At 76.1% G+C, this 25,890-nt stretch carries 23 protein-coding genes and 3 tRNA genes; 12 read left to right on the forward strand and 14 right to left on the reverse strand.

Annotation, left to right across the window (positions count from 1 at the left end):
- Positions 1-21 precede the first annotated feature (21 nt).
- On the reverse strand, positions 22-942 hold the full coding sequence (locus EV189_RS03920; protein WP_130491601.1) for a phosphatase PAP2 family protein: 921 nt from the start codon (positions 940-942) through the stop codon (positions 22-24).
- A 59-nt stretch (positions 943-1,001) separates the two neighbouring features.
- Here EV189_RS03920 and EV189_RS03925 point away from each other — a divergent pair, with 59 nt between their 5' ends.
- Positions 1,002-1,439, forward strand: coding sequence for a hypothetical protein (locus EV189_RS03925; RefSeq protein ID WP_196788515.1), 438 nt, complete (start codon positions 1,002-1,004; stop codon positions 1,437-1,439).
- A gap of 94 nt (positions 1,440-1,533) precedes the next feature.
- Positions 1,534-2,625 carry a PP2C family protein-serine/threonine phosphatase gene (locus tag EV189_RS03930; RefSeq protein ID WP_130491603.1) on the forward strand — a complete coding sequence of 364 codons (1,092 nt, stop codon included), beginning with the start codon at positions 1,534-1,536 and terminating at the stop codon, positions 2,623-2,625.
- Here the strand turns inward: EV189_RS03930 and EV189_RS03935 are convergent.
- Positions 2,597-4,999, reverse strand: a complete 2,403-nt coding sequence (locus tag EV189_RS03935; RefSeq protein ID WP_130491604.1) for a zinc ribbon domain-containing protein — start codon at positions 4,997-4,999, stop codon at positions 2,597-2,599. The two genes, EV189_RS03930 and EV189_RS03935, sit on opposite strands and share 29 nt — an antisense overlap.
- An 86-nt stretch (positions 5,000-5,085) precedes the next feature.
- Between EV189_RS03935 and macS the strand changes: the two genes are divergently transcribed.
- Both macS and EV189_RS03945 read left to right on the forward strand, forming a co-directional pair.
- A complete protein-coding gene (gene macS, locus EV189_RS03940; protein ID WP_196788516.1) occupies positions 5,086-6,198 on the forward strand; it encodes a MacS family sensor histidine kinase in 1,113 nt (370 codons plus the stop codon).
- A gap of 20 nt (positions 6,199-6,218) precedes the next feature.
- Positions 6,219-6,845 carry a response regulator transcription factor gene (locus EV189_RS03945; protein ID WP_130491943.1) on the forward strand — a complete coding sequence of 209 codons (627 nt, stop codon included), beginning with the start codon at positions 6,219-6,221 and terminating at the stop codon, positions 6,843-6,845.
- Between the two features lie 323 nt (positions 6,846-7,168).
- On the opposite strand, the gene EV189_RS03950 is transcribed toward EV189_RS03945, so the two are convergent.
- The 4 genes from EV189_RS03950 to EV189_RS03965 all read right to left on the reverse strand — a co-directional run bounded on the left by EV189_RS03950 (position 7,169) and on the right by EV189_RS03965 (position 9,042).
- Positions 7,169-7,242: transfer RNA gene (locus EV189_RS03950), tRNA-Phe, on the reverse strand.
- Positions 7,243-7,289: 47 nt separating this feature from the next.
- Positions 7,290-7,363, reverse strand: a tRNA-Asp gene (locus EV189_RS03955).
- Between the two features lie 39 nt (positions 7,364-7,402).
- A tRNA-Glu gene (locus tag EV189_RS03960) sits at positions 7,403-7,475 on the reverse strand.
- 34 nt (positions 7,476-7,509) lie between these two features.
- Positions 7,510-9,042: a metallophosphoesterase family protein gene (locus EV189_RS03965; protein WP_231116096.1), complete on the reverse strand. Its 1,533-nt coding sequence runs from the start codon at positions 9,040-9,042 to the stop codon at positions 7,510-7,512.
- Positions 9,043-9,477: 435 nt separating this feature from the next.
- Here EV189_RS03965 and EV189_RS03970 point away from each other — a divergent pair, with 435 nt between their 5' ends.
- Positions 9,478-10,800 (forward strand): glycosyl hydrolase, encoded by a 1,323-nt coding sequence (locus EV189_RS03970; protein WP_130491606.1) that lies wholly within the window; start codon positions 9,478-9,480, stop codon positions 10,798-10,800.
- Positions 10,801-10,866: 66 nt separating this feature from the next.
- Here the strand turns inward: EV189_RS03970 and EV189_RS03975 are convergent, their stop codons facing one another.
- The 5 genes from EV189_RS03975 to EV189_RS03995 all read right to left on the reverse strand — a co-directional run bounded on the left by EV189_RS03975 (position 10,867) and on the right by EV189_RS03995 (position 18,052).
- The gene (locus EV189_RS03975) at positions 10,867-11,226 is read right to left on the reverse strand and encodes a hypothetical protein (RefSeq protein WP_130491607.1); all 360 of its coding nucleotides are present in this window, start codon (positions 11,224-11,226) and stop codon (positions 10,867-10,869) included.
- Positions 11,227-11,397: 171 nt separating this feature from the next.
- The gene (typA, locus tag EV189_RS03980) at positions 11,398-13,356 is read right to left on the reverse strand and encodes a translational GTPase TypA (RefSeq protein WP_130491608.1); all 1,959 of its coding nucleotides are present in this window, start codon (positions 13,354-13,356) and stop codon (positions 11,398-11,400) included.
- A gap of 13 nt (positions 13,357-13,369) precedes the next feature.
- Positions 13,370-15,949, reverse strand: a complete 2,580-nt coding sequence (locus EV189_RS03985; RefSeq protein WP_130491609.1) for a polynucleotide kinase-phosphatase — start codon at positions 15,947-15,949, stop codon at positions 13,370-13,372.
- On the reverse strand, positions 15,946-17,385 hold the full coding sequence (locus EV189_RS03990; protein ID WP_130491610.1) for a 3' terminal RNA ribose 2'-O-methyltransferase Hen1: 1,440 nt from the start codon (positions 17,383-17,385) through the stop codon (positions 15,946-15,948). The genes EV189_RS03985 and EV189_RS03990 overlap by 4 nt, the downstream gene beginning before the upstream one ends.
- Before the next feature lie 49 nt (positions 17,386-17,434).
- Positions 17,435-18,052, reverse strand: a complete 618-nt coding sequence (locus EV189_RS03995; RefSeq protein ID WP_130491611.1) for a GNAT family N-acetyltransferase — start codon at positions 18,050-18,052, stop codon at positions 17,435-17,437.
- Between the two features lie 92 nt (positions 18,053-18,144).
- On the opposite strand from EV189_RS03995, the gene EV189_RS04000 reads away from it, so the two are divergent.
- Complete coding sequence (locus EV189_RS04000) at positions 18,145-19,035, forward strand: SAM-dependent methyltransferase (protein ID WP_130491612.1); 891 nt, start codon at positions 18,145-18,147, stop codon at positions 19,033-19,035.
- Here EV189_RS04000 and EV189_RS04005 read toward each other — a convergent pair.
- Positions 19,032-19,418 (reverse strand): Rid family hydrolase, encoded by a 387-nt coding sequence (locus EV189_RS04005; RefSeq protein WP_130491613.1) that lies wholly within the window; start codon positions 19,416-19,418, stop codon positions 19,032-19,034. The two genes, EV189_RS04000 and EV189_RS04005, sit on opposite strands and share 4 nt — an antisense overlap.
- Before the next feature lie 59 nt (positions 19,419-19,477).
- Between EV189_RS04005 and EV189_RS04010 the strand changes: the two genes are divergently transcribed.
- Positions 19,478-20,995, forward strand: coding sequence for a molybdopterin-dependent oxidoreductase (locus EV189_RS04010; RefSeq protein WP_130491614.1), 1,518 nt, complete (start codon positions 19,478-19,480; stop codon positions 20,993-20,995).
- A 4-nt stretch (positions 20,996-20,999) separates the two neighbouring features.
- On the opposite strand, the gene EV189_RS04015 is transcribed toward EV189_RS04010, so the two are convergent.
- Complete coding sequence (locus EV189_RS04015) at positions 21,000-21,698, reverse strand: SDR family NAD(P)-dependent oxidoreductase (protein ID WP_130491615.1); 699 nt, start codon at positions 21,696-21,698, stop codon at positions 21,000-21,002.
- A gap of 101 nt (positions 21,699-21,799) precedes the next feature.
- Between EV189_RS04015 and EV189_RS04020 the strand changes: the two genes are divergently transcribed.
- The 4 genes from EV189_RS04020 to EV189_RS04035 are packed head-to-tail and all read left to right on the forward strand — an operon-like array spanning position 21,800 to position 24,744.
- On the forward strand, positions 21,800-22,684 hold the full coding sequence (locus EV189_RS04020) for a helix-turn-helix transcriptional regulator (protein WP_130491616.1): 885 nt from the start codon (positions 21,800-21,802) through the stop codon (positions 22,682-22,684).
- 18 nt (positions 22,685-22,702) lie between these two features.
- Entirely contained in the window at positions 22,703-23,092 is a 390-nt protein-coding gene (locus EV189_RS04025) for a DUF4440 domain-containing protein (RefSeq protein ID WP_130491617.1), read from the forward strand.
- 52 nt (positions 23,093-23,144) lie between these two features.
- A complete protein-coding gene (locus EV189_RS04030; protein WP_130491618.1) occupies positions 23,145-23,660 on the forward strand; it encodes an RNA polymerase sigma factor in 516 nt (171 codons plus the stop codon).
- Complete coding sequence (locus EV189_RS04035) at positions 23,653-24,744, forward strand: hypothetical protein (RefSeq protein ID WP_130491619.1); 1,092 nt, start codon at positions 23,653-23,655, stop codon at positions 24,742-24,744. The genes EV189_RS04030 and EV189_RS04035 overlap by 8 nt, the downstream gene beginning before the upstream one ends.
- A gap of 3 nt (positions 24,745-24,747) precedes the next feature.
- Here EV189_RS04035 and EV189_RS04040 read toward each other — a convergent pair whose 3' ends face one another.
- Positions 24,748-25,104, reverse strand: a complete 357-nt coding sequence (locus EV189_RS04040) for a VOC family protein (RefSeq protein WP_130491620.1) — start codon at positions 25,102-25,104, stop codon at positions 24,748-24,750.
- 64 nt (positions 25,105-25,168) lie between these two features.
- On the opposite strand from EV189_RS04040, the gene EV189_RS04045 reads away from it, so the two are divergent.
- Positions 25,169-25,810: an HAD-IA family hydrolase gene (locus tag EV189_RS04045; RefSeq protein WP_165400113.1), complete on the forward strand. Its 642-nt coding sequence runs from the start codon at positions 25,169-25,171 to the stop codon at positions 25,808-25,810.
- Positions 25,811-25,890 lie beyond the last annotated feature (80 nt).

A 25,890-nucleotide genomic window follows, 5' to 3' on the forward strand; every position in this document is an offset into this window, starting at 1 on the left:
GGGGACCACCGCTGAACCGGGTCAGTCCTGCACGTCCTCCACGGCCTGCCCCGCCGCGTCGACGACCGGGACGATGACGAGCCACAGCGCCGTCGTCAGCAGGCCGGCGCCGGCGACGGCGGCGAGCTCCCCCGCGTACGCCGCGACCTGGCGGACCTCGCCCAGCGGGTGGGGGAGCCGGCGGGCGGTGAGGCCGATGAGGCCGGCGCCGACCACGCCGGTGACCAGCGCGCTCGAGCCGAGGAAGAGCGCGACGACCCGGTGGGTGGGGCCGGGGTGGCCGCGGCCCTCCGGCGGCGGGGAGAGCGCGACGACGACCGCGGCGGTCAGCGCGCACCACGCGAGCACGACGCCGAACGCGCTGATGACGTCGCTCGGCCGGTGCCACCCGGCGACGACGGTCGCGGCGCCGGTCACCATCGCGTAGGCGCCGCCGACGAGCGCGACGCCCGGACGCAGGCCGCGGGGGCTGACGAGGACCGCGACCGCGGCGACGGAGGCCGCGACCGTGGTGTGGCCGCTGGGCAGGGAGTTCTGCGCGCCGTCGAGCCAGGTCGGCCGGTGGAGGAGGCTGTGCTTCAGCGCCTCGGTCGTCAGCGTCGAGCCGGCGACGATGAGCGCGGCACCGAGCGCCGAGCGCCAGCGGCCCCGCAGCAGGCCGACGGCCATCGCCGCGAGCAGGGCCAGCGCGACCGAGGAGACGGACACGACGTCGAGGACCCGCGTGACCGACGTGCCGCCCGCGCGCAGCGCGAGCCCCTTGCCGCCCATCGCCGCCCGCTCCACCTGCTGGCCGGTGAGCGAGCGGACGAACACGCGGTACGTCCCGAGCACCCCCAGCAGCGCGAGCGCGCTGAGGAGGAGCAGCAGCCCGACCGTGCGCGGCCGGCCGGCGCCGGACGGCGGGGCAGCGGCCCTGGAGGGGGCGGTCGCGTACGTCACCCCTCGAGCATGCCCGACGGCCCCGTCGGTAGCGCGCAGAGGCGGGTAGCGTGCAGAGCGTGACCGAACCGCCCTCCTCGTCCTCGTCCTGGCAGGAGCAGCGCCGGGCGGCGGCGGAGGGCCTGGCGGACGCCGCGGCCCGCAAGCGGGCGGCCGAGGCGGAGCAGGCCGCCGCCCTGCTGCGGGAGTTCGCCGCCCAGGCGCGCTCCCGCGGACTGAGGACGGCGCAGCTCGCGGCGCGCGGGCACGACGGTCGCTCGACGTACCGCACGGGCGTGGAGGGCTGGTACCTCCGCCGCAACCACACGCTGGGCGTCGGCCTCGACGGCGCGTTCTACGTCCTCACCGTGCCCGGCGGGCTGCGGGCGCGCTTCCGCGGCGTGGAGCTCGCCGCGTCGGACCCGCCCCTGGTCGTGGGCGCCGGCGGCCGCGACGGCGAGTCCATCGCCCTGCCCGAGCTCATCGCGCTGCGCCTCGCGGCGGGCGACGACTGGTAGTCCGTGGGCTCGACGGGAGTCGCTGGGGCCCCGGCCCTAGGCTGGGATCATCGACGACCGCCTCCCCCGCTGGCTGCGCGCGTTCCGGCAGGACGTGCGCTCGCCCCGGCGCGCGTGGCTGCTCACGGCGGCGCTCGGCTCCGTCGTCCTCATCACCCTCGTCCAGGACGGGCTCGGCTCGCGGCTCGTCGTGGTGCCCTGGCTGGCGATCGGACCGTTCGCCGCGTCGCTCGTCTTCCGGTGGTGGACCACGCTGCTGGTCTCGGTCGTCTCGGTCGGGGCGGTCGTGCTGCTCAGCGGCACGCTCGTGGGGGACCTCGACACCCACCAGGGGATGATCCGCGTTGCGGGCAGCACGGCGCTGGTCGGCTTCGCCGTGGTGAGCGCCGAGATCCGGACCCGGCGCGAGGACCACATCCGCCGGGTCACCGAGGTGGCCGCCGTCGCGCAGGCGACGATCATCCACCCGGTGCCCGCCACGGTCGGCGGGCTCAACCTGCACTCGCGCTACGTCAGCGCGAGCGCCGAGGCCCTCGTCGGCGGCGACCTGTACGACGTGGTGGCCGTCGACTCCGGCGTCCGGCTGCTGCTCGGCGACGCCCGCGGCAAGGGGCTCGAGGCCGTGCACACCGCAGCCGCCGTGCTCTCCGCCTTCCGGGCGGCCGCCCCCCGTCCCGAGGTCGACCTCGGCGAGCTCGCGCGGCGCGTGGACGCGGCCATCGCGGCCCGCGCCCGCGACGAGGACTTCGTCACCGCGGTGCTCGCCGAGATCGGGCCCGACGGCGCGCTGACCCTCGTGAACTGCGGCCACCCGGAGCCGCTGCGGCTCACCGCCGGCTCGGCGCCCGAGCCGCTCGGCTCGCGGCCGACGGTGCCGCTCGGGCTGGGGGTGGACCCCGAGCCGGAGCGGTTCGTGCTGGCCCCCGGCGACCGGCTGCTGCTCTACACCGACGGCCTGCCGGAGGCGCGGGACCGGTCGGGGGAGTTCTACGACCTGGTCCAGGCCGCCACGCTGCTGACCCCGCGGCCGGGCTCCAGCGGGCCGGCGGGCGCCGAGCACGCGCTCGACGAGCTCATGGCGACGGTGACCGACCACGTCGGCGGCCTGCTGACCGACGACGTGGCCGTGCTCCTCGTCGAGCTGCCGCACCCGACCCTCAGCGCCACGAGCGCCACCGCGTCCTGAGGGCGGCGAGGCCGGCCAGCCGCTGCTCGTAGCGCGCGCCGACCGCCAGCAGGGCGCAGCCGAGCACGGCCAGCACGAGCCAGCGCGGCAGCGCCGCGACCGCGGGGCCCACCTGGTCGAGCGCGTCGACGACGAGGACACCGCCGCCCACCGCGAGCGGGGCCTGCAGCCGGGACCGCGCCCCCACGAGCGTCACGGCCGCCGCGGCCACGGCCACGGCGAGCGGGCGCGCCGCACCCGGCTCCGACAGTCCCTGGAGCAGGCTCGGGACGAGCCCGACGAGCAGCGCCGGTCCGTACGCGGTCCACGAGCGGGCGTCGGACGACCTCCGCCCGAGCAGGGCGCCCGCGACAGCGAGCGCGACGGCCGGCGGCAGGGTGTACGCCTCGACGAGCCGGACCTCCGCGCCGTCCAGCCGCGACCAGGTCGCCGCCGTCAGCAGCAGCCCGGCGACCCAGCCGACCGACCGGCGCTCCGGCACCAGGGCGACCAGGGCGGCTGCGGCACCGGCCAGGGCGAGGGCGGCGGAGACCGCGGGCTCGAGCTCCTGCTGGCCCACGACGAGCCCGGCGAGGAGGCCCACCGCCACCGCTGCCAGCTCGGTCGGGCGGTCCCGGGTCCAGGCGGCGAGGACGACGCCGGCCGCCGCGACCGCGACGGGGGCGAGCGCCGCCCACGCGGGTGCCGCGCCGGCCGAGTGCGCCGCTGCGGCGGCAGCGAGCGCGCCGGCCGCGAGGGCGGACGGCAGGGCAACCGGGCGCTCCGCCGGGCTCCGCCGCGCGAGCAGGAGCGCGGCGAGCGCCCCGAGGGAGGCGACGACCGCGGTCAGGCGGGCGTCCCCGGCCGCCCAGGCGAGGCCGACGGTGGCGACGGAAGCTCCGGCCAGCCGCTCCCACCTGCTCCGCACGAGCAGCGCGGCGGCGCTCCCCACCAGCGCGAGGCCGACGGCGGCGGCGTCCGTGCGCAGCCCCGCGAGCAGCGGGACGAGCACGACCGCCGCGGAAATCAGCCCCGCCGCGGCAGCGCGCGCCACCGGACGCCGCTCGGCCGCGTCCCGTGCGGCGAGCAGGGCCAGACCGGCGCCGAGCAGGAGGGTGGCCACCAGACCGGCGCTCACGTCCAGGTCGGCGTACGCGGTGGTGGCCACCGCGTGCGGCAGCGTCCAGTCCCGGCTGCGGTCGAGGGCGGTGAGCGGAGCGGCGAGCGCTGCGGCCAGGGCGGGCAGCGTGCCGAGGGCGGCGCAGCCGGCGGCGAGCAGGGCGGCGCACCGCGTACCCGCCCGGGCGAGGAGGGGGAGCCGGTGGCCGGCCGCGGCGCCCCACAGCACCACGGCGAGCAAGGCGACCAGCGCGAGGACCCGGTCGGCGGCGAGGCGGTGGCCGGCGGCTGCGGTGACGGCAGCGACGAGGGCGAGGGGGGCCGCGGCGTACCCGACGAGGGCGGCGCGCGGCTTCACCGCGCGGGCCGCGGCGGTGGCGGCAGCGGCGGCGAGCACGGCAGCGGCGACGGCCGTGGCGGACCCGCCGCCGAGGGCGGCCGCGCCCGGGTCGGCGAGGACCACCGTCGCCGTGAGGAGCGCGGCGCCCCACAGCACCACGGCCGTGACGCGCGCGGTCCAGCGCGACGAGCGGTGCCCCAGCGCGGGGACGAGCACGAGCAGGAAGGCGCTGCCGAGGACGGGGGCCAGGCCGCGCGCGGGCGTGCCGACCGCGTCTCCCAGCACCCAGCTCGCGCCGCCGAGGGCGAGCGCGGCGCCGGTGGCGGGCGTGCGGAGCCTGCTCCTGCGACCGGTCAGCGCCGCCGCGCCGAGGGCGCCCAGCACCCCGGCCCACCAGGCCGCCGGCGGGACCTGCCCGAGGGCGGGGGTGGCGGCGCGCGCGGCGTACGCGTCGAGCAGGAGCAGCAGGGCCGTGAGCACGGCGAGCGCCTCCGCGGTGCGCGGCAGCCCGCGGGCGAGCACCTGGCGGCAGGCGCCGGCGGCCGCGGCGGTGACCGCCACGAGGACGGCGGCGCGGCCGGCGATGCCGAGCCCGCCCCACGAGACGACGGTGAAGGCCAGTGCCGCGGTGCCGAGCAGCAGGGCGCCGAGCGCGACGAGCACCTGCTGGACGCTGCGCGGCGAGGCCTCCGGGCGCAGCGCAGGCGCGGGGCGCACTGCGACGGGCAGCGCGCGCAGGAGGTCGGCCCGGCGCAGCAGCAGCTGCGCGGCGTCCCGGGAGACGCCGGCGAGCTCGGTGCCCGCGGGGCTCGCGAGCCGGGCGCCGCAGGCGGAGCACGTGCTGCCCCGCAGCGGGGTCCCGCAGACGGGGCACGTCGAGGTGTCGAGCAGGCGCGCCGCGAGGGCGGCCTCGTCGAGGGGAGCGGTCCGGTGCATGCGTCCACCGTCGTCGCCCGGGCGGGGGCGGCGCCTGAGCACGCGTACTCATCCCCGCTGGTGCACCTCTCCGCCACGATGGGGGTGTGACCGGCGTCGATGGCGTGCAGTGGCGGACCCTCGCGGGCTTCCGCGCGCTCGCCCTCGCGTACGCCGTGGTGCTCTACGCCCGCGCGGAGGCCCACTACCGGCACCCGGTCGGCGGCTGGCTCGTCCTGCTGGTCCTGCTCGCGTGGACGGCGGCGGCCCCGGTGGCGTACGCAGCGCGCCGGTCCCGCGGCCCCGCCCTCGGGGTCGAGCTCGCGCTGGCGGTCGGCGCCCTGCTCGCGACGCGCGCGCTGGACGACCCGGCGCGGGTGGAGGCGGGCGCGCAGACCCTCCCCGTGGTGTGGCCGGCGGCCGCGGTCATCGCCTGGGCCCTGCTGCTCGGGTGGAGGGGCGGGCTCGCGGCGGCGCTGTGCGTCGCGGCGGCGGGCGTGCTGGAGCGGGGGTCGTTCGCGCAGACCACGCTGCACAACAGCGTGCTGCTCGTGCTCGCGGGCGTGCTGCTCGGCGCCTCGTCGACGCTCGCGCGGGGCGCGCAGCGCGAGCTGGCGGCGTCGCGCGCCGCGGAGGCGGCCCTCCGCGAGCGCGAGCGGCTGGGCCGCGCCGTCCACGACGGCACCCTGCAGGTGCTGGCGCTCGTCGCCCGGCAGACCGCCGGCTCGCCCGACCCCGAGCTCGCCGGGCTGGGCCGCGCCGCGGCCGAGCAGGAGCGCGCGCTGCGGACCCTGGTGTCACGCGCACCGGCTCCACGAGGTGGGGGCACCGCCGACCTCGCGGCCCTGCTCGGCGCCCTGGCCGCGGACGGCGTGGTCGTCGCCGTCCCGGCGGAGCCGGTCCCCCTGGCGGCAGGCCGCGCGGGCGAGCTCGTCGCCGCGGTGCAGGCGGCGCTCGACAACGTCCGCCACCACGCCGGCCCCGGCGCCCGGGCGTGGGTGCTGCTCGAGGACCTGGGGGACGAGGTCGTCGTCACGGTGCGCGACGACGGGGCGGGCTTCGCGGCGGGGCGGCTGGAGGACGCGGAGCGGCAGGGCCGGCTCGGCGTACGCGGCTCGATCGTCGGCCGCGCCCGCGACCTCGGCGGCACGGCGACGCTGACGAGCACGCCGGGGGAGGGCACCGAGGTGGAGCTGGTCGTGCCGAGGGAGGCGACGTGAGCGGCGGGCCGGTGCGCGTGATGGTGGTCGACGACCACCCCATGTGGCGCGACGCCGTCGGCCGCGACCTCGCGGACGCGGGGTACGACGTGGTCGCGACGGCACCCGACGCAGCCTCGGCGCTGCGCCGGCTGCCCGCCGCGCGGCCGGACGTGCTGCTGCTCGACCTGCAGCTCCCCGACCGCTCCGGGGTCGAGGTCGCGCGGGAGCTCGCCGCTCGCGGGGGCGGCCCCCGCATCCTCGTGCTGTCCGCGTCCGGTGAGCAGGACGACGTGCTCGAGGCGGTCAAGGCCGGCGCGACCGGCTACCTGGTGAAGTCGGCGTCCCGCGAGGAGCTGCTCGCCGCGGTCGCGGCGACAGCTGCCGGGGAGGCGGTCTTCACCCCCGGGCTGGCCGGGCTCGTGCTGGGGGAGTTCCGGCGCACGTCAGCGGCGCCCGCCGACGAGGAGCAGGCGCCGCTGACGCCGCGCGAGACCGAGGTGCTGCGCATGGTGGCGAAGGGGCTGTCGTCCCGCCAGATCGCCGAGCGGCTCGTGCTCTCGCACCGCACGGTGCAGAACCACACGCAGAACATCCTCGGGAAGCTGCAGATGAACAACCGCGCCCAGCTCGTGCGCTACGCGATCGAGCGCGGCATCGAGGAGTGAGCTAGCGGCGCGCGCTCGGCGGCGTGAACTGCTCGAGCGTCCAGCGGTCGGCGCGGCGGGCGACGGCGCGCAGGGCGAGCCGGAGCTCGCGGGGGTCGACGGGGGGCAGGGGGAGCATGCGGGCCTCCGGAGGGCGGTCGTGGGGTGCGGCGACTCTGCCTGGGGTGGCGGCTCTGCCAGGGGCGTCCCGCGGACCGGCCTGTGCCGTGTCCGGGATGTCCGACGGTGTCGGGTCCGCCCGTCTCGTGCAACGCAGACGGGGGGCGGGTCGTTCCCGCTGGACGCCGCTCCGGCCCCCGGGGGGCTCGCGGAGGGGAGGGAGGTGGGCAGGGGCGGGGTCGAACCGCCGACCTTCCGCTTTTCAGGCGGACGCTCGTACCAACTGAGCTACCTGCCCAGGTGTCCGAGGGCCCGGCACCTGGTGGTGCCGAGCCCGGAGACCTGCGACCCCGACGGGACTCGAACCCGCGGCCTTCGCCGTGACAGGGCGACGCGCTAACCAACTGCGCTACGGGGCCTTGCGCGCACCAGTGTCTCACACCGGAGACCCTGGTCCGTACCCCCAACGGGATTCGAACCCGCGCTGCCGCCTTGAAAGGGCGGTGTCCTGGGCCGCTAGACGATGGGGGCGAGCGACTCGAGACGCAGTGTCGGGACGACTCCGTCAGGAGGTCGGCGCGAGTCTACGGGAGCGCGCGCCGGGCCCGCCAGCCGCGCCGCTGCCGGCCGGCGGCGTCGAGGCGGGGCGCACGACGTGCCGCTCGACGTTGGCGGAGGCGAGCCCGAGGCCGCCGAGCGTGACGTCGTCCCAGGCCGTCAGCGCGTGGGTGCGCTTGTCGAGGTAGAGCACGGAGAGCTCGACGGGCGTCGGGGAGTCGTGGTCGAGCCCGCGCAGCCCCGCTCCGCCGGTCGACCCCTCGGTGAACAGCGTGGTCCCGCCGTCGAGCTGCCGGACGTCGCGCTTGTGCGTGTGGCCGCTGAGCACGAGCGGGACCGCGCCGGCGAGCTCGGCGCCGGCGGTGGGGTCGTGGACGACGACGACGTCGGGGTGCGGGTCGCTCGCGCGCGCGGTCGCCGCGAGCGCCTGGCCCTGCGCCTGGACGAGCGCGGTGCCCTGCGCATCGGTCCCCGCCGTCTCCTTGTCCGGGGTGAAGCGGGGGTCGGGGGAGCCCAGGAAGCGGATGCCGTCGACGACCTGCACGCCGGCGCCGTCCAGGACCACGGCGCCCTCCTCCCGGCGTACGGCGCGGACGGTCGCGGCCGAGTCGTGGTTGCCCTTGACGAAGACGTACGGCACCCCGAGCGTCGAGATCGGCGCGGCGAACCCGTCCTCGAGCCGGCTGCCGTGGTCGGTGAGGTCGCCCGCGTCGACGACGAGGTCGATGCCGTACTGCGCGACGGTCGAGCGGATGACCGGCCACGCCGCCGGGTTGAGGTGGATGTCCGAGACCAGCAGCACGCGGGTGTCGGTGTCGGCCGCGGGGAGCAGCGGCAGGTCACTGGTCGCGGCGTACAGCCGGGAGACGTTGCCGACGAGGCGCGCGAGCTGGTCGCCGTACGCCGTGAAGTCGCCGGCGATGTCCTCGGCATTGCCGATGAGGCTCGGGGCGCTGGCGAGCAGGCCGGAGTAGCGCGGCTCGCGCAGCGCGCCCTTCTGCAGGGTGAGCGCCGCGCTCGTCAGCGTGCCCGCGACGAGACCCGCGACGATCGTCGTCGACAGCAGCGCCGTGCGCAGCCGGCGGAAGACGACGAGCCCGAGCACGAACGCGCCGCCCATCGCGGCGACCGTCCCCACGGCGAGGACGCGCCCGACGGCCTGGCGGGTGTCGCGCGAGACCTGCCGCGGGAGGCCGGAGAGCAGCCCCGGGTCGTCGAGGATCCGCCGGGCGGCCACCGGGTCGATGCTCGTGACGTCGACGCGGACCTCGAGCGGGCCGTCGTTGGTGTCGAGCGCGATGGCCCCGAGCGGGGGGATCCGCACGACGGTGCCCCCGCTGAGGCTGGGCGCCGCGGAGAGCCGCGCGTGCACCGGGCCCACGGGGAGCGAGACCGAGCCCGCGAGCACCAGCCCGAGCCAGCCGCCCAGCAGGGCGACGACGACGACGGCGGCGAGGCGGGCGGCCCGGGCGGCACGGGGGTGGCGGTGCGGGTGCTCCGGGTGCTCGGGGGCGGCGGCGCGCAGCCGGGCGCGCGGCATCCTCACGGTCGCGTCCTCCGGGGTCCCGTCACGTGTGGAGCCGTCACGTGGAGAGCATCGGCTCGAGGCTGCGCGACTGCAGGGCGATGAGGGGTGCCGCACCGGAGAGACGCCTCTCGGCGCAAGGCCGCTCGTAGCGGCGAAGGATGGAGCCCGGGGTCATGCCCCGGTGCGGCACCTGGGTCAACGGTGCCGCATCGGCGGGCATTCCGCCACCCCCTCGGGCCCCGGGCACCCGAAGGTGTGACCTGCGCCACTCGCAGCCCGGCCCGGAGCGGGGCCGGATCCTGATGCAGACTGGGCGGAGTCCGCAGGAGCCGGACGGGTGAACGCCCCTGGGGGCCCACCGTCTCTCCTCCTCGGGGGCAGTGCTCGCGCACCGCTCCGCCCGGACCGCACCTCCGCTGCACCTCCACCGGAAGGAACCCCCGCTCCATGCGCGTACGCCCGACTGCGCGGCCGCTCGCCGCCCTCGTCGCCGCGGTGCTCGGTGGCTCGCTCGCCGCCGCGGCGCCGGCCGACGCGGCCTCGAAGCCGAAGAGCCCCGTGACGCCGATCATCTCCGCCGCTCCGGCCGACTTCTTCGGCATGCACGTCAACGGCCTCCAGGGCAAGGCCCCGGTCCCGTCGAACAAGGTCGTCGGCTCCGTCCGGCTGTGGGACACGGGCACCACGTGGGCGGACCTGCAGCCCACGGGTCCGACGTCCTGGAACTGGAAGCCCCTCGACGACGCGATCAACCACGCCCGGCGCGCGCGCCTCAAGCCGCTCGTCGTCTTCGGGCAGGCCCCGCAGTGGGCGGGCACCAACGCCAGCCAGGTCGCGCCGGGCTACGGCCCGGGCTCGGCCTCGATGCCGAAGAGCCTCGTCGCGTGGCGGGCCTACGTCACCGCGGTCGTGGCCCACGCCTCCAGGCTCGGCGTCACCGACTTCCAGACGTGGAACGAGCCCAACAACGGCACCTTCTTCAACGGCTCGCCGAAGCAGATGGCGGCGCTCAACCTCGCGGCGTACCAGGCCGTGCACGCGACGACGGTCAAGCGCGGCAAGGCGGTGCGCAAGTACCCCAGCGCGAAGCTCGTCGGCCCCGGCTTCACCACCCGGCTCTCGCCGCAGATCACCTGGATGCAGAACTACCTCAAGGCGACGGGCGGCAACAAGCTCGACGTCGTGGCGCTGCACCTCTACGGCCTGCCCGGCCGCACGCCGGAGTCGGCGATCGACCAGCTGACCAAGGCGCGCCGCTACCTCAAGGTCGCGAAGATCGACACCCTGCCGCTCTACGTCACCGAGGTCAGCTTCGGCGCGGCGGTCGGCGGCGTCGGCCCCGCCGAGACCATCTCGCCGGCGCTGCAGGCGGCGTACGTCGCCCGCTTCCTGCTGCTCGCGCGCAGCAACGGGGTCGCCCGCGTCTACTGGTACGCCTGGAACAACCAGTCGCACAAGGTGAGCATCGACCTGACCAAGGCCGACGGGAAGTCCCTCACCGACGCCGGCAAGGCGTACCAGACGACCCGCACGTGGCTCTCGCAGCCGCTCGTGGGCTGCGTGCGCGCCTCCACGGGGACGTGGACCTGCACGGTCAAGCAGAAGCGCGGCTCGGGCTACGTCGTGTGGAACCCGAGCAAGAAGGTCCGCATCGCGGCGCCCGCCGCCACGGTCAGCGTGACCAGCGTCGTGGGCAAGAAGACGGCCCTCAAGGCCGGCAAGGCGCTCACGGTGACGACGAGCCCGCAGTACATCGCGACCTCGAAGTGAGCTGACCCACCGCAGCAGCACGACGGCCCCCCTCCCGACGTGGGAGGGGGGCCGTCGTGCGTCTGCTCAGAAGGGGCGCAGGTCGATCCGCGCCAGTGCGCGCACCAGCCCGGCGGGGTCCGGCTCGGCCTCCACGGCGGTCGCGCGGGCGGCGACGTCGGCGAAGGTGGCGGCGTACTCCGCGAGGGCGTGGAGGAGGGCCTCGACGTCGGCGGCCGAGCCGCTGACCTCCTCGACGACGCGCTGCAGGCAGCGGCGCCGGTCGGCGACGGGGAGGTCCGCGGTGTAGGCCCCCAGCAGCTCGAGGGCCGTGGTGCGCGAGCGGAGCACGCGGGTGCTCGTCACCTCCGGGGCGCCCGAGCTCGGCGCAGCGGGGGCCGGCAGGGTCCCGGGGACGTGCTCGGGGCGGAGGGGGGTCGCGGTCACACCAGAGTCATCGGCGTCCATGAGGGCCCGGTGAGAGCGCCGCGGATGCTCGTTCGGGCGAACTTGCAGGTGCACGTACGCGGCGCGTCCGGGGCAGACCGGACAGACCGACGGCCCCCGTCCCCCGGGAGGGGGACGAGGGCCGTCGGTGCGCCTGCCGAGGGGCTGGCGTCAGGAGCTGGCCTGCTTGGCCCGCCCGCGGGTGCGCCCGCGCTCCTGGGCGTCGAGCACGACCTTGCGGATGCGCACGGTCGCCGGGGTCACCTCGACGCACTCGTCCTCGCGGCAGAACTCGAGGCACTGCTCCAGCGAGAGCTTGCGCGGGGGGATGAGGCGCACCAGCTCGTCGCCCGTGGACGAGCGCATGTTGGTGAGCTTCTTCTCCTTGGTGATGTTGACGTCCATGTCGTCGTCGCGGGAGTTCTCGCCGACGATCATGCCCTCGTAGACCTCGGTCGTCGGCTCGACGAACATCGTGCCGCGCTCCTGCAGGTTGAACATCGCGAACGGCGTCGCGACCCCTGCCCGGTCGGCCACGAGGGAGCCGGTGGGCCGGGTGCGCAGCTCGCCGAACCACGGCTCGTACGACTCGAAGGTCGCGTGCGCGATGCCGGTGCCGCGGGTCTCGGTGAGGAACTCGGTGCGGAAGCCGATGAGCCCGCGCGACGGCACGACGAACTCGATGCGGATCCAGCCGGTGCCGTGGTTGGTCATGGTCTCCATGCGGCCCTTGCGCACGGCGAACAGCTGGGTGATCGCGCCGAGGTACTCCTCGGGGGCGTCGACGGTGACCCGCTCGACCGGCTCGTGGATCTTGCCGCCGATCTCGCGGGTGACGACCTGCGGCTTGCCGACGGTGAGCTCGTAGCCCTCGCGGCGCATCTGCTCGACGAGGATCGCGAGCGCCAGCTCACCGCGGCCCTGGACCTCCCAGGCGTCGGGGCGCTCGGTGGGGAGGACCCGCATCGAGACGTTGCCGACGAGCTCGCGGTCGAGGCGGTCCTTGACGAGGCGGGCGGTGACCTTCGTGCCCTTCTCGCGGCCGGCGAGCGGCGAGGTGTTGGTGCCGATGGTCATCGAGATGGCCGGCTCGTCGACCTTGATGAGCGGCAGCGGGCGCGGGTCCTCGGGGTCGGCGAGCGTCTCGCCGATGGTGATCTCCGGGATGCCGGCGATCGCGATGATGTCGCCGGGGCCGGCCGTCTCACCGGGGACGCGGTGGAGCCCCTCGGTGACGAGCAGCTCGGTGACCTTGACGCGCTGCACCGTGCCGTCGTGGCGGCACCACGCGACCTGCTGGCCCTTCTTGATCTCGCCGTTGAAGACGCGGCACAGCGCGAGGCGGCCGAGGAACGGCGAGGCGTCGAGGTTGGTGACGTGCGCCTGGAGGGGCGCGCCCGGGTCGTAGACCGGCGCCGGGATCGTCTCGAGCAGCACCTTGAACAGCGGCTCGAGGTCCTCGGAGTCCGGCATCCCCGCGTTGTCCGGGCGGTTGGTCGAGGCGCGGCCCGCGCGGGCCGAGGCGTAGACGATGGGGAACTCGATCTGGTGCTCGTCGGCGTCGAGGTCGAGGAACAGCTCGTAGGTCTCGTCGACGACCTGGGCGATGCGCGCGTCGGCGCGGTCGACCTTGTTGATGAGCAGCACGACCGGCAGGCGCTTCTGCAGCGCCTTGCGCAGCACGAAGCGGGTCTGCGGCAGCGGACCCTCGGACGCGTCGACGAGGAGCACCACGCCGTCGACCATCGACAGCCCGCGCTCGACCTCGCCGCCGAAGTCGGCGTGGCCCGGGGTGTCGATGATGTTGATCGTCAGCTCGCGGCCGTCCACCACGTGCTTGACCGCGGTGTTCTTCGCGAGGATGGTGATGCCCTTCTCGCGCTCGAGGTCCATGGAGTCCATGACCCGCTCGCGGCCGGCTTCCTCACCGTGCGTGGCGACGGCGCCGGACTGGTGCAGCATCGCGTCGACCAGCGTGGTCTTCCCGTGGTCGACGTGGGCGACGATCGCGATGTTGCGGATGTCGTCGCGGGTGGCGGTGTTCGCAGAGGGCACGACAGACCATGCTACCGGGGTCGCGCGTCCCGGGCGTCCGGCGAGTGCGGCCTCCCCCGACCTCTCCGTGATCATGCAGGTCTTGGGGTCACAGGCGCGGGTCGACGGGCTCCGACTCCAGCGCCAGGACCGCGGCGACGCACTCGTGCACGCGCCACAGCGGCTCGCCCGCGGCGGCGCGCTCCACGGCCTCCAGCCCGAGCGCGTGCTCCCGCAGCGCGAGCGAGCGCTTCGGGCCGACGTTGCGCTCCCGCAGCCGCGTGAGGTTGGCCGGCTCCCGGTACGACGGGCCGTAGACCAGTCGGAGGTAGTCCGGCCCGCGCACCTTGAGCCCCGGCTGGACCGCGCCCCGCCGGCCGCGGACCAGGCCGGCCGCGGGCTTGACGACCATGCCCTCCCCGCCGGCGTCGGTCAGCTCCTCCCACCAGCGGACGGCCGCGTCGCGGGAGGCGGCGTCCGCCACCTGCACCGGCACCCGGCGGGTCGTCCGGAAGAGCGCGGGGTCGGCGGCCACCAGCCGGTCGGCCTGCTCGAGGTGCCACGCGTGCGGCCGGTCGGCGTACGTCGTCCCGGCCGAGGCGAGCACCTGGAACGGGGCGAGCTGCACCCCCTCCGGCCCGTCGACCGGCCAGCTGTAGCGCCGGTACGCCGCGCGGAAGCCCGCGACGTCAGCCAGCCGGGAGCGCTGCCGGTCGAGCAGCCCCTGCACGTCCGCGCCGCGGGCGGCGGCGCGCGTGAGGACGTCGGTGGCCGCGGACAGCGCGGACTCCCCGGCGGCGGCGACGACGGCGAACTGCTCGCGCAGCAGCGCGTCCGCCTTGGCGCTCCACGGCAGCAGCTCGGCGTCGAGGACCAGCCACTCCGCACTGAGCTCGTCGAAGAGCCCGGAAGCCTCCGCGGCCGAGCGCGCCCGGGCCAGCAGCCGCTCGGTGGTCTCGGGGTCGAAGAAGCTCCGGCCCGTACGGGTGTAGACGGCGCCCGTCGCCCCGCCGGGCGCGCCGAAGCGGCGCTCGGCCACTTCCGGAGAGCGCGGCAGCACGACGACGGCCCGCGAGCCCATGTGCTTCTCCTGGCAGACCAGCTCCTCGACCCCCTCGGCGGCGTACGCGGCGAACGCCTCGTCGGGGTGCTCCAGCACGCCCTCCCGGGCCGACGTGGCGACCGGCGCCATCGTCGGCGGCAGGTGGACGAGCCAGCGCGGGTCGGTCGCGAAGCGGCTCAGCACCTCGAGCGCGGCGGCGGCGTTCTCCTCGGGCACGGTGACGCGGCCGCCGCGGCTCGTCTCGACGACCCGCCGGCCGAGCACGTCGCCGACCTCGAGCACGGCGGGGTCGCGCTGCACAGCACCGGGTCCGGAGGGAGCGTCCGCGGCTCCCAGCGGGCGGACCGGCTCGGCGTGGACCGCGCGCGCCGGGACGGAGACCAGCTCCTTCTCCGGGTAGCGCATGGCCGTGAGCCGTCCGCCGAACACGCACCCGGTGTCGAGGCACATGGTGCCGTTGACCCACTCCGGCTGCGGCACCGGCGTGTGGCCGTAGAGCACCATCGCCCGGCCGCGGTAGTCGCGCGCCCACGGGTAGCGCACGGGCAGCCCGAACTCGTCGCTCTCGCCCGTGGTGTCGCCGTACAGGCAGAACTCGCGCACCCGCCCGGACGCCCGACCCTGGTAGCGCTCGGGCACCCCGGCGTGGGCCACCACGAGCCTGCCGCCGTCGAGGACGTAGTGCGAGACCAGCCCGTCGAGGAACTCCTCGACCTGACGGCGGAACTCCGGGGTCTCGCGCTCCAGCTGCTCCAGGGACTCGGCGAGCCCGTGCGACACCGTGACGGGGCGGCCGCGCAGGGCGCGGACGAGCTTGCTCTCGTGGTTGCCCGGCACGGCGAGCGCCGTCCCGGCGGCGACCATGCCCATGACGAGGCGGAGGATGCCCGGGGTGTCGGGCCCGCGGTCGACGAGGTCCCCGAGGAACACCGCCGTACGCCCCTGCAGGTGCCGCGCGCCGACGGCCCGGCCGTCCTCGTCGCGCGCGAGGACCCAGCCGAGCTCGCCGAGCAGCTCCTCGAGCTCCTCGCGGCACCCGTGCACGTCACCGACGACGTCGAACGGCCCGGTGGTGTCGCGCAAGTCGTTGTAGAGCCGGGTACGCACCACCTCGACCCGCGCGACCTCCTCGGGCTCGCGCAGCACGTGGACCGTGCGGAAGCCCTCCTTCGCGAGCGAGCGCAGGCTGCGGCGCAGCGACTCGCGCTGCCGGCGTACGACGCCCGGGCCGAACGAGCGGTCGCCGCGGGCGGCGTTGCGCTCGAGGCAGGTGCGCTCGGGCAGGTCGAGGACGATCGCGACGGGGAGGACGTCGTGCTCGCGGGCGAGCGCGACGAGCTTGCGCCGGGCGTCCTGCTGGACGTTCGTCGCGTCGATGACGGTGAGCCGCCCGGCGGCGAGCCGCTTGGCCGCGACGTAGAACAGCGCGTCGAAGGCGTCCGCCGTCGCGGACTGGTCGTTCTCGTCGTCGGAGACGAGGCCGCGGAACGCGTCGCTGCTCAGCACCTCGGTGGGCCGGAAGTGCTGGGCGGCGAAGCTCGTCTTGCCCGAGCCGGAGGCGCCGACCAGCGCCACGAGGCTCAGCGCCGGGAGGGGGAGCCGCAACGGGCCGGTCTCGTCGCTCACGCGGACTCCTTGCGCAGCAGGGCCAGCTGGGTGGGGGCGCCGAGCTCGGGGTGGTCGGGGCCCACCCCCGACAGCTCGACGGCGTAGCCGAAGCGCTCGGCGGCCGAGCGGCACCAGGCCGCGAACTCCGCGCGCGTCCACTCGAAGCGGTGGTCGGTGTGCCGCAGCTGGCCGGGCGCGAGGCCGGGGATCGCGGCGTTCGCCTCCACGTTGGGCGTCGTCACGACGACCACGCGCGGGGCGGCGACGCCGAAGACCGCGTGCTCCAGCGCCGGGAGCCGAGGGGGGTCGACGTGCTCGACGACCTCCATGAGGACGGCGGCGTCATAGCCCGCGAGCCTGGGGTCGGCGTACGTCACCGACGAGGTGAGCAGGGAGATGCGCGCGCGCTGGCGCTCGTGCAGCGCGTCCAGCCCGAGCCGCCGGGCGGCGGACGCGAGCGCCCGCGCCGAGACGTCGGTGCCGACGACCTCCGTGAACGTGCTGTCCGCCAGCAGCTCCTGCAGCAGGGCGCCGGGCCCGCAGCCGAGGTCGAGGACGCGGCGCGCCCCGCACGCGCGCAGGGCGTCGAGCACCGCGGCGTGGCGCAGGGCGACGAGCGGGCGCGCCGGGACCGGAGCAGCGTCATCACCGGGCTCGTCGGCGTCCGCGTCGTCAGCGGCGTCAGCGGGCCTGTCCAGCGCCGCCAGCCGCTCGGCGGCCGTCGACGCGAGGTGCCGCTGGTGGGCGAGGTAGCGCGAGCTGATGAGCTCGCGCTCGGGGTGGCCCTGCAGCCACCGGCCGCCCACGCGCAGCAGCTTGTCCACCTCGTCCTCGCCGACCCAGTAGTGCTTCGCGTCGTCGAGCACGGGGAGGAGGACGTAGAGGTGGCTCAGCGCGTCGGCGACGCGCGCGCGACCGCGCAGCGTCAGGTCGACGAGGTCGGCGTCACCCCACGCCGGCACCAGCTCGTCGAGCGGGAGCCGGCGGGCCTCGACCTCCCAGCCGAGCGGCGCGAAGAGCCGCTCGACGAGCTCGGGGCGCCCGCGCACCGGGAGGGCGGGGAGGCGGACCTCGAGCGGCCAGGCCGCCTCGGCGAGCTCGGGACGCGCGTCGCAGCGCCCGGCGAGCGCGGTGCGCAGGACACGGGACAGCGCCACCGCGAGCAGGCTCGAGGCGACGTACGGCCGGTCGTTGACGTAGCGCGCGAGCACGTCGTCACCGCGCCGCGCGGCGCGACTGCGGACCAGGCCGACGGGGTCGACCTCGAGGAGCAGCGCCGCCTCGCAGCGCTCGGGGGTGGCCACGGGGTAGCAGACGGTGGCCGTGCCCGTCGGGACCTCCTGCACGTGCACGCGGTCCGGGTGCTTGTGCAGCACCCGGCCGAGGTCCGTCGCGACCGCCCCGTCGGGAAGGCCGCCGGAGGTGGACCCGGAGGTCGCGAGGGTCACGAGCACGAGGCAGGAGTCTGCCCTCCACGATCGCCAGTGGCGAGCGGGTATCCGCTCAGCGGCCCAGCGGCGCCGTGCTCCGTCCGAGGTAGACCAGCGGCTCGACCTCCGCGACCGGGTGGAACCCCAGCCGCGCGTAGAACGCCCGCGCCCCGGTGTTGACCGCGAGCATCCCGAGGTGCACCGACGGGACCCCGGCGGCGCGCAGGCCGTCGAGGAATGCGGCCATGAGCGCGCGGCCCCAGCCCTGGCCCTGCCACCCGGGCAGCAGGTCGATGTGCAGGTGCGCCGGGTACGCCGTGACCGCCGGCTCGAGCATCCGCTCGGGCCTGTGGTGCAGCCCGAGCATGACGTCGTCGGCAGTGACCGGCGGGTCGGCCGGCGGGGGGCAGCGCTCGGCGGTCGCCGGGATCCACTCCGCGCGGTAGCGCTCGACGAAGCGCGCGGTGTCCGCCGTCCCGAGGACGTAGCCCACGACGCGCCCGTCCCCGGCGTCGAGGACGTGCGCGTGCTCCGGCTCCAGCGTCGCGTACGGCGCGGCGAACAGGTCGCCCATGAGCAGGTCCGACGCGTACTGCCCGCGGGCGTCGCCGCCGGCGTCGGCCGTGCGGACGCAGATGTCGTACAGCGCGGGGAGGTCGGTCGGCTGGTACGCGCGGACGTGCGGGGTCACGGCCCGGACCCTAGCCGCCCTCTGCCCGTACGGGCCTGGACGCCGCCCGTCGCCCTCGCCAGGCTGTGGACCCGGACCCTCGAGGAGGAGCGGTGACGCAGCGGCAGGTCGACCCCGTGATGGACGCGCTCGCGGCGTGGGAGCAGGGCGCCTGGTGCCTCGCCTCGGTCGTGCTGCTCGGTCGCGACCCGGACAGCGACGAGGGGCGCGCGGCCCGGCAGGTCCTCGAGGCCGCGGGCGTCGTCCCTCCCGGCGGCGAGCTCACGACGGGCCTCGGCGCCTCCCCGGCGCAGGTCGCCGCGCAGGCGGCGGCGGGACTGCTGCAGGCGGCGGCGGTCGTGCAGGGGGCCGACGGCTGGATGGCCCTGCCCGACGAGGTGCTCCTCGCCCAGGGTGTCGCGAGCGGCCAGATGGCCGCCGCTTTCCGCCGGATGCTCCTGCCCGACCTGCCGGGGACGGCGGAGCGCCTCGCGGCACCGGGGGCGCGCATGCTCGACGTCGGTACGGGCGTGGGCGCCCTCGCCACCTCCTTCGCCGCCGAGTTCCCCGCGCTGGCGGTCACGGGGATCGACGTGTCGGAGCGGGTCCTCGCGCTCGCCCGGCAGCGGCTGGCGGAGCTCGACGTCCGCGACCGCGTCGAGCTGCGCGCGCAGGACGTCAGCACCCTGGCGGAGCGGGCGGCGTACGACCTGGCGTGGGTCCCGGCACCGTTCGTCCCGCCGGCCGCCCTCCACGAGGGCGTGCCGCGCATCTCCCGGGCGCTGCGCCCGGGTGGCGTCCTCCTCCTCGCGCACGGCAAGCACGACCAGGGGACCGCGCTCGAGCGGGCCCTCACCGTCCTGCGCACGCGGGTGTTCGGCGGCACCCTGCTCGACGCCGACGGCGCCGGGAAGCTGCTCGCCGACGCGGGTCTCGTCGACGTCCGCTCGGTGCCCACGCCGCCCGGCGCCCCCGGGATCGCGGTCGCGCGGGCGGCGGACTAGCCGCCGACGTACGCGACGGCCTCGATCTCCACGAGCATCCGCGGGTCGAGCAGCTCGGCGACGACCATCGTCGACGCGGGCAGGGCGCTGCCGAAGGCCTCGCCGTGCGCCCGGCCCACCTCCTCCCAGATGTCGGCGCGCGCGAGGTAGACGCGGGTGCGCACCACCTGGTCGAGCGAGGCACCCGCCTCGCCGAGGGCGACGCCGATCTTGCGCAGGACCTCGGCCGCCTGCGCGTACGCGTCGGCACCGCCGACCACCTCGCCGCTGCCGTCGACGGCGCTGACGCCCGCGACGTAGACGGTGTCCCCGGCGCGCACGGCGCTGCTGAAGCCGATGACGGGCGCGAAGCGCGAGGGGGACGGGACGCGGGAGACGGGCATGCGGGGACCTCCAGTCAGCAGGGAGGGCACATCCTGCCGCAGGGGTGTACGAAGGAGGGGTGGCAGGCAGGCGACGGCGCGCAGGTCTCGGCACGCTCGTCGGGATCGCCGCGGGCGCGGCCGGGGTGGGCGCTGCCCAGCTCGTGACGGTGCTCACCGGCCCGAGCAGCTCGCCCGTCCTCAGCGTCGCCTCCACGGTCGTCGACAGCGTGCCGCTGGGCGTCAAGGACTGGGCGGTGCGCACCCTCGGGACCGACGACAAGCCGGTGCTCGTCGTCAGCGTGCTGGTGGTCGTCCTCCTGCTGGCCGCGCTCGGCGGCATCCGCGAGCTCGGCCACCGGCGCGGCGGCCTCCCGGTCGTCGTCGTCCTCTGCCTCGCGGCCGCCCTCGCAGCGATCAACCGCCCGGGAGCGGGAGCCGGAGCGGTCCTGCCGTCGCTGGTCGCGCTCGTGGTGTCGGGCTGGCTCCTGGTGGTCCTCGGCGACCGGGCGCGCTGGTCGGGGACCGCCGAGGCGGAGAGCGCCGACCGCAGGCGGTTCCTCGCGCTCTCCGGGTCGACCGTCCTCGCGGCGGCCGCCGGGGCGGGTGTCGCCCGGGTCGCCACGCTCTCCCGCGTCGACGTCACCTCCTCGCGCGACGCCGTACGCCTCCCCGCCCCGGTCTCGCCCGCCGCGAGCGTGAGCACGGGCAGAGGAGTCGCTGGTGCCACGCCCTTCCAGACCCCGCTCGGCGACTTCTACCGGGTGGACACGGCGCTGTTCGCGCCACGCATCCGCGCCGAGGACTGGAAGCTGCGGATCACCGGCGAGGTCGACCACGAGGTCACGCTGACGTTCGCCGAGCTCCTCCATCGGCCGATGATCGAGCGCTGGGTGACCTTGGCGTGCGTCAGCAACGAGGTGGGCGGCGACCTCGTCGGCAACGCCCGCTGGCTCGGCGCTCCCCTCGCCGACATCCTGCGCTCGGCCGGTCCCCACGAGGGGGCGGACATGGTGCTGAGCCGCTCGCACGACGGCATGACGATCGGGACGCCGCTGGCCGCCCTGCTCGACGGGCGCGACGCGATGCTCGCCGTCGGCATGGACGGGGCGCCGCTGCCCGTCGAGCGCGGTTTCCCCGTGCGGATGGTGGTCCCCGGCCTCTACGGCTACGTGTCGGCGACCAAGTGGGTCGTCGAGCTCGAGGTCACCCGCTTCTCGCGCGCCACCGCGTACTGGTCGGACCGGGGGTGGGCGGAGCAGGCGCCGGTGAAGACCGCCTCACGGATCGACGTCCCCCGCGACGACGTACGCGCCGGCAGGGTCGCGGTCGGTGGCGTCGCGTGGGCCCAGCACCGCGGGGTGTCCAAGGTCGAGGTCCGTGTCGACGGAGGCGCGTGGCAGCAGGCGGAACTCCTGCCCGTGCCCTCCGTCGACACCTGGCGGCAGTGGACCTGGGAGTGGGACGCCACGTCCGGGAGCCACGTCCTCGAGGTCCGCGCGACGGACGGCACCGGCGTCACCCAGACCTCGCGACCGGCGGACCCCGCACCGGACGGGGCGACCGGCTGGCACTCGCGCCAGGTCCACGTCCACTAGCCCGTCAGTCCCACGCCATCTCCCCGTGGCGGCTCACGAACCGCCCGGTGGGAGCGCCGGCCCCAGCGGTGGCCAGCGCGACGACGGCGTCCGTCCCCTCGGTCACCGTCTGCGGACCGCTGTAGCCGTTGAACTCCGTCGCGGTGTAGCCCGGGTCCACCGCGTTGATCCTGATGCCGGGCAGGGCCTTCGCGTACTGCGTCGTGAGCATCGTCAGCGCGGCCTTCGAGGACGTGTAGAGCGGCACCACGACCTTCGACTCGTCGCGGTCGGGGTCGTGGGTGAGGCTCAGGGAGCCCATGCCGCTGCTGATGTTGATGATCGCGGGGTCTGCGGACTTCTGCAGCAGGGGCAGGAACGCCGCGGTGACGCGGATGACGCCGAAGACATTGACGTCGTAGACCGCCAGGGCGTCGTCCGCGGTGACCGCACTGGGATCGCCGTAGGGCCCGGGGACGCCGGCGTTGTTGATGAGCAGGTCGAGGATGCCCTCGTGCGCAGCGACATCCGCGGCGGCGGCAGCGCACGAGGCGTCGTCCGTCACGTCGATCGGCACGAAGCGGACGCCGAGCTCGGCAGCTGCGGCCGCGCCGCGCTCCCGGTCGCGGGCGCCGAGCAGCACGGTGTGGCCGAGCTCGGAGAGTCTGCGGGCCGTCTCGTAGCCCAGGCCGCGGTTGGCTCCGGTGATGAAGGTGGTGGTCATGCGGCCAGCCTGCGTCCGCGCCGCCGGGTGCGCCAGGGACGCCTCGACGGTAGGAACGGCGGTACCACCCTTGGCGCCGTCTCGTCGCGGACAATCGGTGCGTGGACTCCGGGAGCGCGCTGGGCGCGACGATCCGTACGTGGCGCGAGCGGCTCGACCCCGCTGCCGTCGGCCTGCCTGCGGGACGGGCGCGCCGGGCGGTCGGGCTGCGCCGGGAGGAGCTCGCCGACCTCGTCGGCATCTCCGTCGACTACCTGGTGCGCCTCGAGCAGGGCCGCGCCAGCAGCCCGTCCGAGCAGGTCGTCGCCGCGCTGGCGAGGGCGCTGCAGCTCAGCCCCGACGAGCGCGACCACCTCTACCGGCTCGCGCACCTGGCCGTCCCCGTCGGGCGGGTGCCCGAGCACGTGCCGCCTGGTGTGCAGCGCGTCCTGGCCCGGCTCGGGGACACTGCGGCCGCCGCGGTGTTCGCGGCGGACTGGCAGCTGCTCTGGTGGAACCGCGGATGGGTGGCCCTGCTCGGAGACCCGGAGGAGATCCCCCTGCGGCAGCGCAACTTCGCGCGGGACTGCTTCGCGGGGCACCCGCTCGGCCCGTTCCTCTCCCGGTGGTTGGTCGAGAGCCCCGACGACGCGGCGACCGAGGCTGCGGTCGTGGCGGACCTGCGCCGCGCGAGCGCGCGGTTCCCGGACGACCCGCGCCTCGCCGGGCTCATCGCGGAACTGCTCGACGCCAGCGAGACCTTCGCCACGCTGTGGGCGCAGGGCGCGGTGGCGGGCCACCGGGAGGGCCGCAAGGCCGTGCACCACCCGGGCGTCGGCCCGATCGTCGTCGACTGCGACGTGCTGGCCGAGGGTGACCTCGAGATGAAGCTCGTCGTGCTGACCGCAGCGCCCGGCAGCGAGGACGAGAGCCGGCTCCGGCTCGCCCTGGTCGCCGGCAGCACCGGCCTGCCCGTCCGGGCCGAAGACCTCCCGACCAGGGGCTGACGGGGGCAGGATGCGGGCGTGACCCCTCCTGAGCTCGCCGCCGCCCGCGCCGACTTCCAGCGCTGCATCGAGACCCGTGACCAGGAGCTGGCCGGGCGCGTCCTGCACGACGCGTACGCGCTGGTCGTCGTCGCCCCGCAGCCCGCGGTGATGCCGCGGGAGCGGTGGATCTCGCTGCTTCCCGACTACGTCGTGCACGGCTACGAGGAGCACGACGTCGTCGTGGACGTCACCGGCGACGTCGCCGCGGTGCTGCAGCGGGTGACGCAGCACGCGACCGTGCTGGGGCGCGACCGCAGCGGCATCTTCGTCATCAGCGACACCTGGCTGCGCGCAGCGGACGGCACGTGGCGGGTGTGGCGCCGGCACTCGACCCCGGAGACCGCGGGAGCGCTACCGGGCGCATGAGGGTGCGCACGTGCAGTGCAACCGTCCACCCCCGCCGTGACTCGTACGGGACATGAGCCGGAGAGCGGACCGCGACGCGCTGGTCGAGGAGGTCTACGCCGGCTGCTACCGGCGCCTCGTCGGCCAGCTGCTCGCGGTCACGGGTGACCTCACCGCCGCGCAGGACGCGGTGCAGGAGGCCTTCGTGAAGGCGTTGTCCGCCAACGGCTTCGCGGCCGCGGACAACCCCGAGGCGTGGGTACGCACGGTGGCCGTCAACGCCGCCCGCCGGCGCTGGCGCCGCCAGCTCCACCTGGACCGGCTGCTGGGCGTCGGTTCGCGCGGTGCCGAGGCCGCGGTGCCCGAGCTGTCGGCGGACCGCGTCGCCCTCGTCGCGGCCCTGCGCCAGCTGTCCCGGGAGCAGCGCGAGGCGATCGCTCTGCACTACGTCGCCGACCTGCCGCTCGCCGAGGTCGCGCGCATCGTGGGCGCGCCCGTCGGGACGGTGAAGGCCCGGCTCTCCCGCGGTCGCGCCCGGCTGGCGCAGCTGCTCGACCCGGCCGACCTGCTGGAGGTCCCCCATGAGTGAGCGCGAGGTCCTGCGGGACCTGGCCGACGCCGCGGCGCGCGCGGTCACACCGCCACCGCTGGACGTCCTGCGGGAGCGGGCGGCCGTACGCCGTCGCGGGCGCGTAGGCGCCGCCGCGCTCGCTGTCGTCGCCGTGCTGGCGGGGAGCGGCCTCGCCCTGCGCGACGGGAGCGGGCAGGCGCTGCCGGAGCCCGGTGTCGTCCGGCCGGCGCCGACCCTGCCGAGCGTGCCCGCGGTGGTGCTGCCGACCGCGCCGACCGCGCCGACGGCGTCCGCCTCGGCCGTGCCAGGACTGCGCAGCAGCTTCCTGCCGCGGGCGTCGCAGGACACGGCCTGGACCGGTCCGTCCCCGGCGGCGGCCCGCCCTGACGTCGCCCAGTGCGCCAGCAAGGGCGACACCGTGCTGACAGTCAGCCAGGAGGTCGCCTACTCCGGCCGAGGCCCCACCCAGGCGGCCTCGCTCGTCTGGGGCACCGCGCCCGACGCCGCCGGCGCCCGGACGGAGCTGCGGGCACTGCGCGCGGCCGAGTGCGCGGCGTGGACGGACCCGCAGGGGATCACCTGGGTGCCCACGCGTGCGGGCACCCGGACGTACCCGGTCGGAGGAGTGGACGAGGCGGTGGCCTCGACGGTCCGCCTCGCCTGCTCCGGCGGCGAGGTCCGCTGGCACGAGCTGCTGCAGGTGCGCCGAGGAGCGCGCGCCGCGTCGCTCGTCGTGCAGACGCCCGACCGGCTCAGCCAGGCGCAGGATGCCGCAGCCCTCGAGCACCTCGCCGTCTGGCTGCAATCCGTGCCGCCCACGGAGTCGGCAGCACTGCCCCCGACCGTGCTCGCCCTGCTGCGCGGATCGGCGAAGGACTACGTCGAGACCCCTGACGGTGGCCCGCTGTCCTGGCGGCTCGCGGACTACCAGGTGCAGACGTGGCGCTCCGTCGACGACTTCACGCTTCTCGTGACGCTCGACCTGCACTGGGCGGGGCAGCCTGTGGGGAACTTCAACGAGGGCGGCAACGACAGGTTCGCGCACGTCACCCGGCGCTCGGGGAGGTCCACCTACTCCATCAGCTGGGCGACGTCGCCCTGACGATCACTCGCTCCAGTCGCGGAACACGACGCACACGGTCGTGCTGTCCAGCAGGGCGAACTCGCGCGGTCCCCACGGCTGGCGGGTGACGCGCGAGAGGTTCGGGTGCAGCAGGTCCGGCCGGCGGGCGGCGATGTCCGCGTAGTCGGCGTCGATGCTGTCGGTCTCGATCGCGAGCTCGGGGCGGTCCTTCGCGGCGTACTCCGCGTCGGCGACGAGGTAGACCTTCACCGCGTCGCGCCCGAGCACGACGAGGTCCTCGTCGCGGTAGAGCAGGTCCATCCCGATGCCGCCGGCGAACAGGTCGAGGCCGACCTCGATGTCGGCGTAGAAGACCTTGGGGATGAGGGCGGTCAGCACCCGCCCAGGCTGGCACGGGATAAAGCGGTTGTCACCGGGCACCGGCAGCCGCCATCGTCTCCGGGTGCCGAGCCGCGCGGTCCTCTTCGACGCGGACGGGGTCCTGGTCGACTCGTCCGCGACCTACCGCCGCGTCTGGACCCGCTGGGCCCTGCACCACGACCTCGACCCCGCTCTCGTGTGGGCCGCCACGCACGGCCGGCGGCCGACGGAGACCGTCGCGGAGGTCGCGCCGCTGCTCGACGTCGACCTCGAGCACGCGCGGCTGCTGCGCGAGGTCGCGCTGGAGGACGCTCCCTTCCCGCTCTACCCGGGCGTCCCCGAGCTGCTAGCGAGCCTCCCGCCGCGCGCCTGGGCGGTCGTGACGTCCGGGCGGGACGACGCCGTACGCGCGCGGCTGCGGGCCGGAGGAGCGCCCGAGCCTGCCGTCGTCGTGGACGGCGGCGTGGTGCTGCGCGGGAAGCCCGACCCCGAGGGCTACCTGCTCGCGGCGGACGTCCTCGACGTCGCACCCGCGGACTGCCTCGTCGTCGAGGACAGCCCCGCAGGTGTCGCGGCGGGGTCCGCGGCCGGGATGCGCGTGCTCGGCCTGACGACCACGCACCCGCCCGAGGCGCTGGCCGGTGCCGACGAGGTGCTCGGGTCGTTCTGCCTGGCACGACAGCGGATCTGCTCCTGGCTGGACGGGTTCCCGCTCGACCGATGAGCGCCGGCGACCGCCGGCGTCCACCCCTCCGTACGCTGCTGGCGTCGGACCAGCAGCGCAGCGAGCACCGAGGAGACCGC

It is taken from the genome of Motilibacter rhizosphaerae (assembly GCF_004216915.1).
GTDB lineage: Bacteria > Actinomycetota > Actinomycetes > Motilibacterales > Motilibacteraceae > Motilibacter > Motilibacter rhizosphaerae.

What these genes read in the sequence shown, in the direction of transcription:
- EV189_RS03935 (WP_130491604.1), bottom strand. Translation starts at nt 4,999, where the DNA reads ATGCACCGGACCGCTCCCCTCGACGAGGCCGCCCTCGCGGCGCGCCTG.
- EV189_RS03945 (WP_130491943.1), top strand. Translation starts at nt 6,219, where the DNA reads ATGGTGGTCGACGACCACCCCATGTGGCGCGACGCCGTCGGCCGCGAC.
- EV189_RS03965 (WP_231116096.1), bottom strand. Translation starts at nt 9,042, where the DNA reads ATGCCGCGCGCCCGGCTGCGCGCCGCCGCCCCCGAGCACCCGGAGCAC.
- EV189_RS03970 (WP_130491606.1), top strand. Translation starts at nt 9,478, where the DNA reads ATGCGCGTACGCCCGACTGCGCGGCCGCTCGCCGCCCTCGTCGCCGCG.
- typA (WP_130491608.1), bottom strand. Translation starts at nt 13,356, where the DNA reads ATGATCACGGAGAGGTCGGGGGAGGCCGCACTCGCCGGACGCCCGGGA.
- EV189_RS04005 (WP_130491613.1), bottom strand. Translation starts at nt 19,418, where the DNA reads ATGCCCGTCTCCCGCGTCCCGTCCCCCTCGCGCTTCGCGCCCGTCATC.
- EV189_RS04015 (WP_130491615.1), bottom strand. Translation starts at nt 21,698, where the DNA reads ATGACCACCACCTTCATCACCGGAGCCAACCGCGGCCTGGGCTACGAG.
- EV189_RS04030 (WP_130491618.1), top strand. Translation starts at nt 23,145, where the DNA reads ATGAGCCGGAGAGCGGACCGCGACGCGCTGGTCGAGGAGGTCTACGCC.
- EV189_RS04035 (WP_130491619.1), top strand. Translation starts at nt 23,653, where the DNA reads ATGAGTGAGCGCGAGGTCCTGCGGGACCTGGCCGACGCCGCGGCGCGC.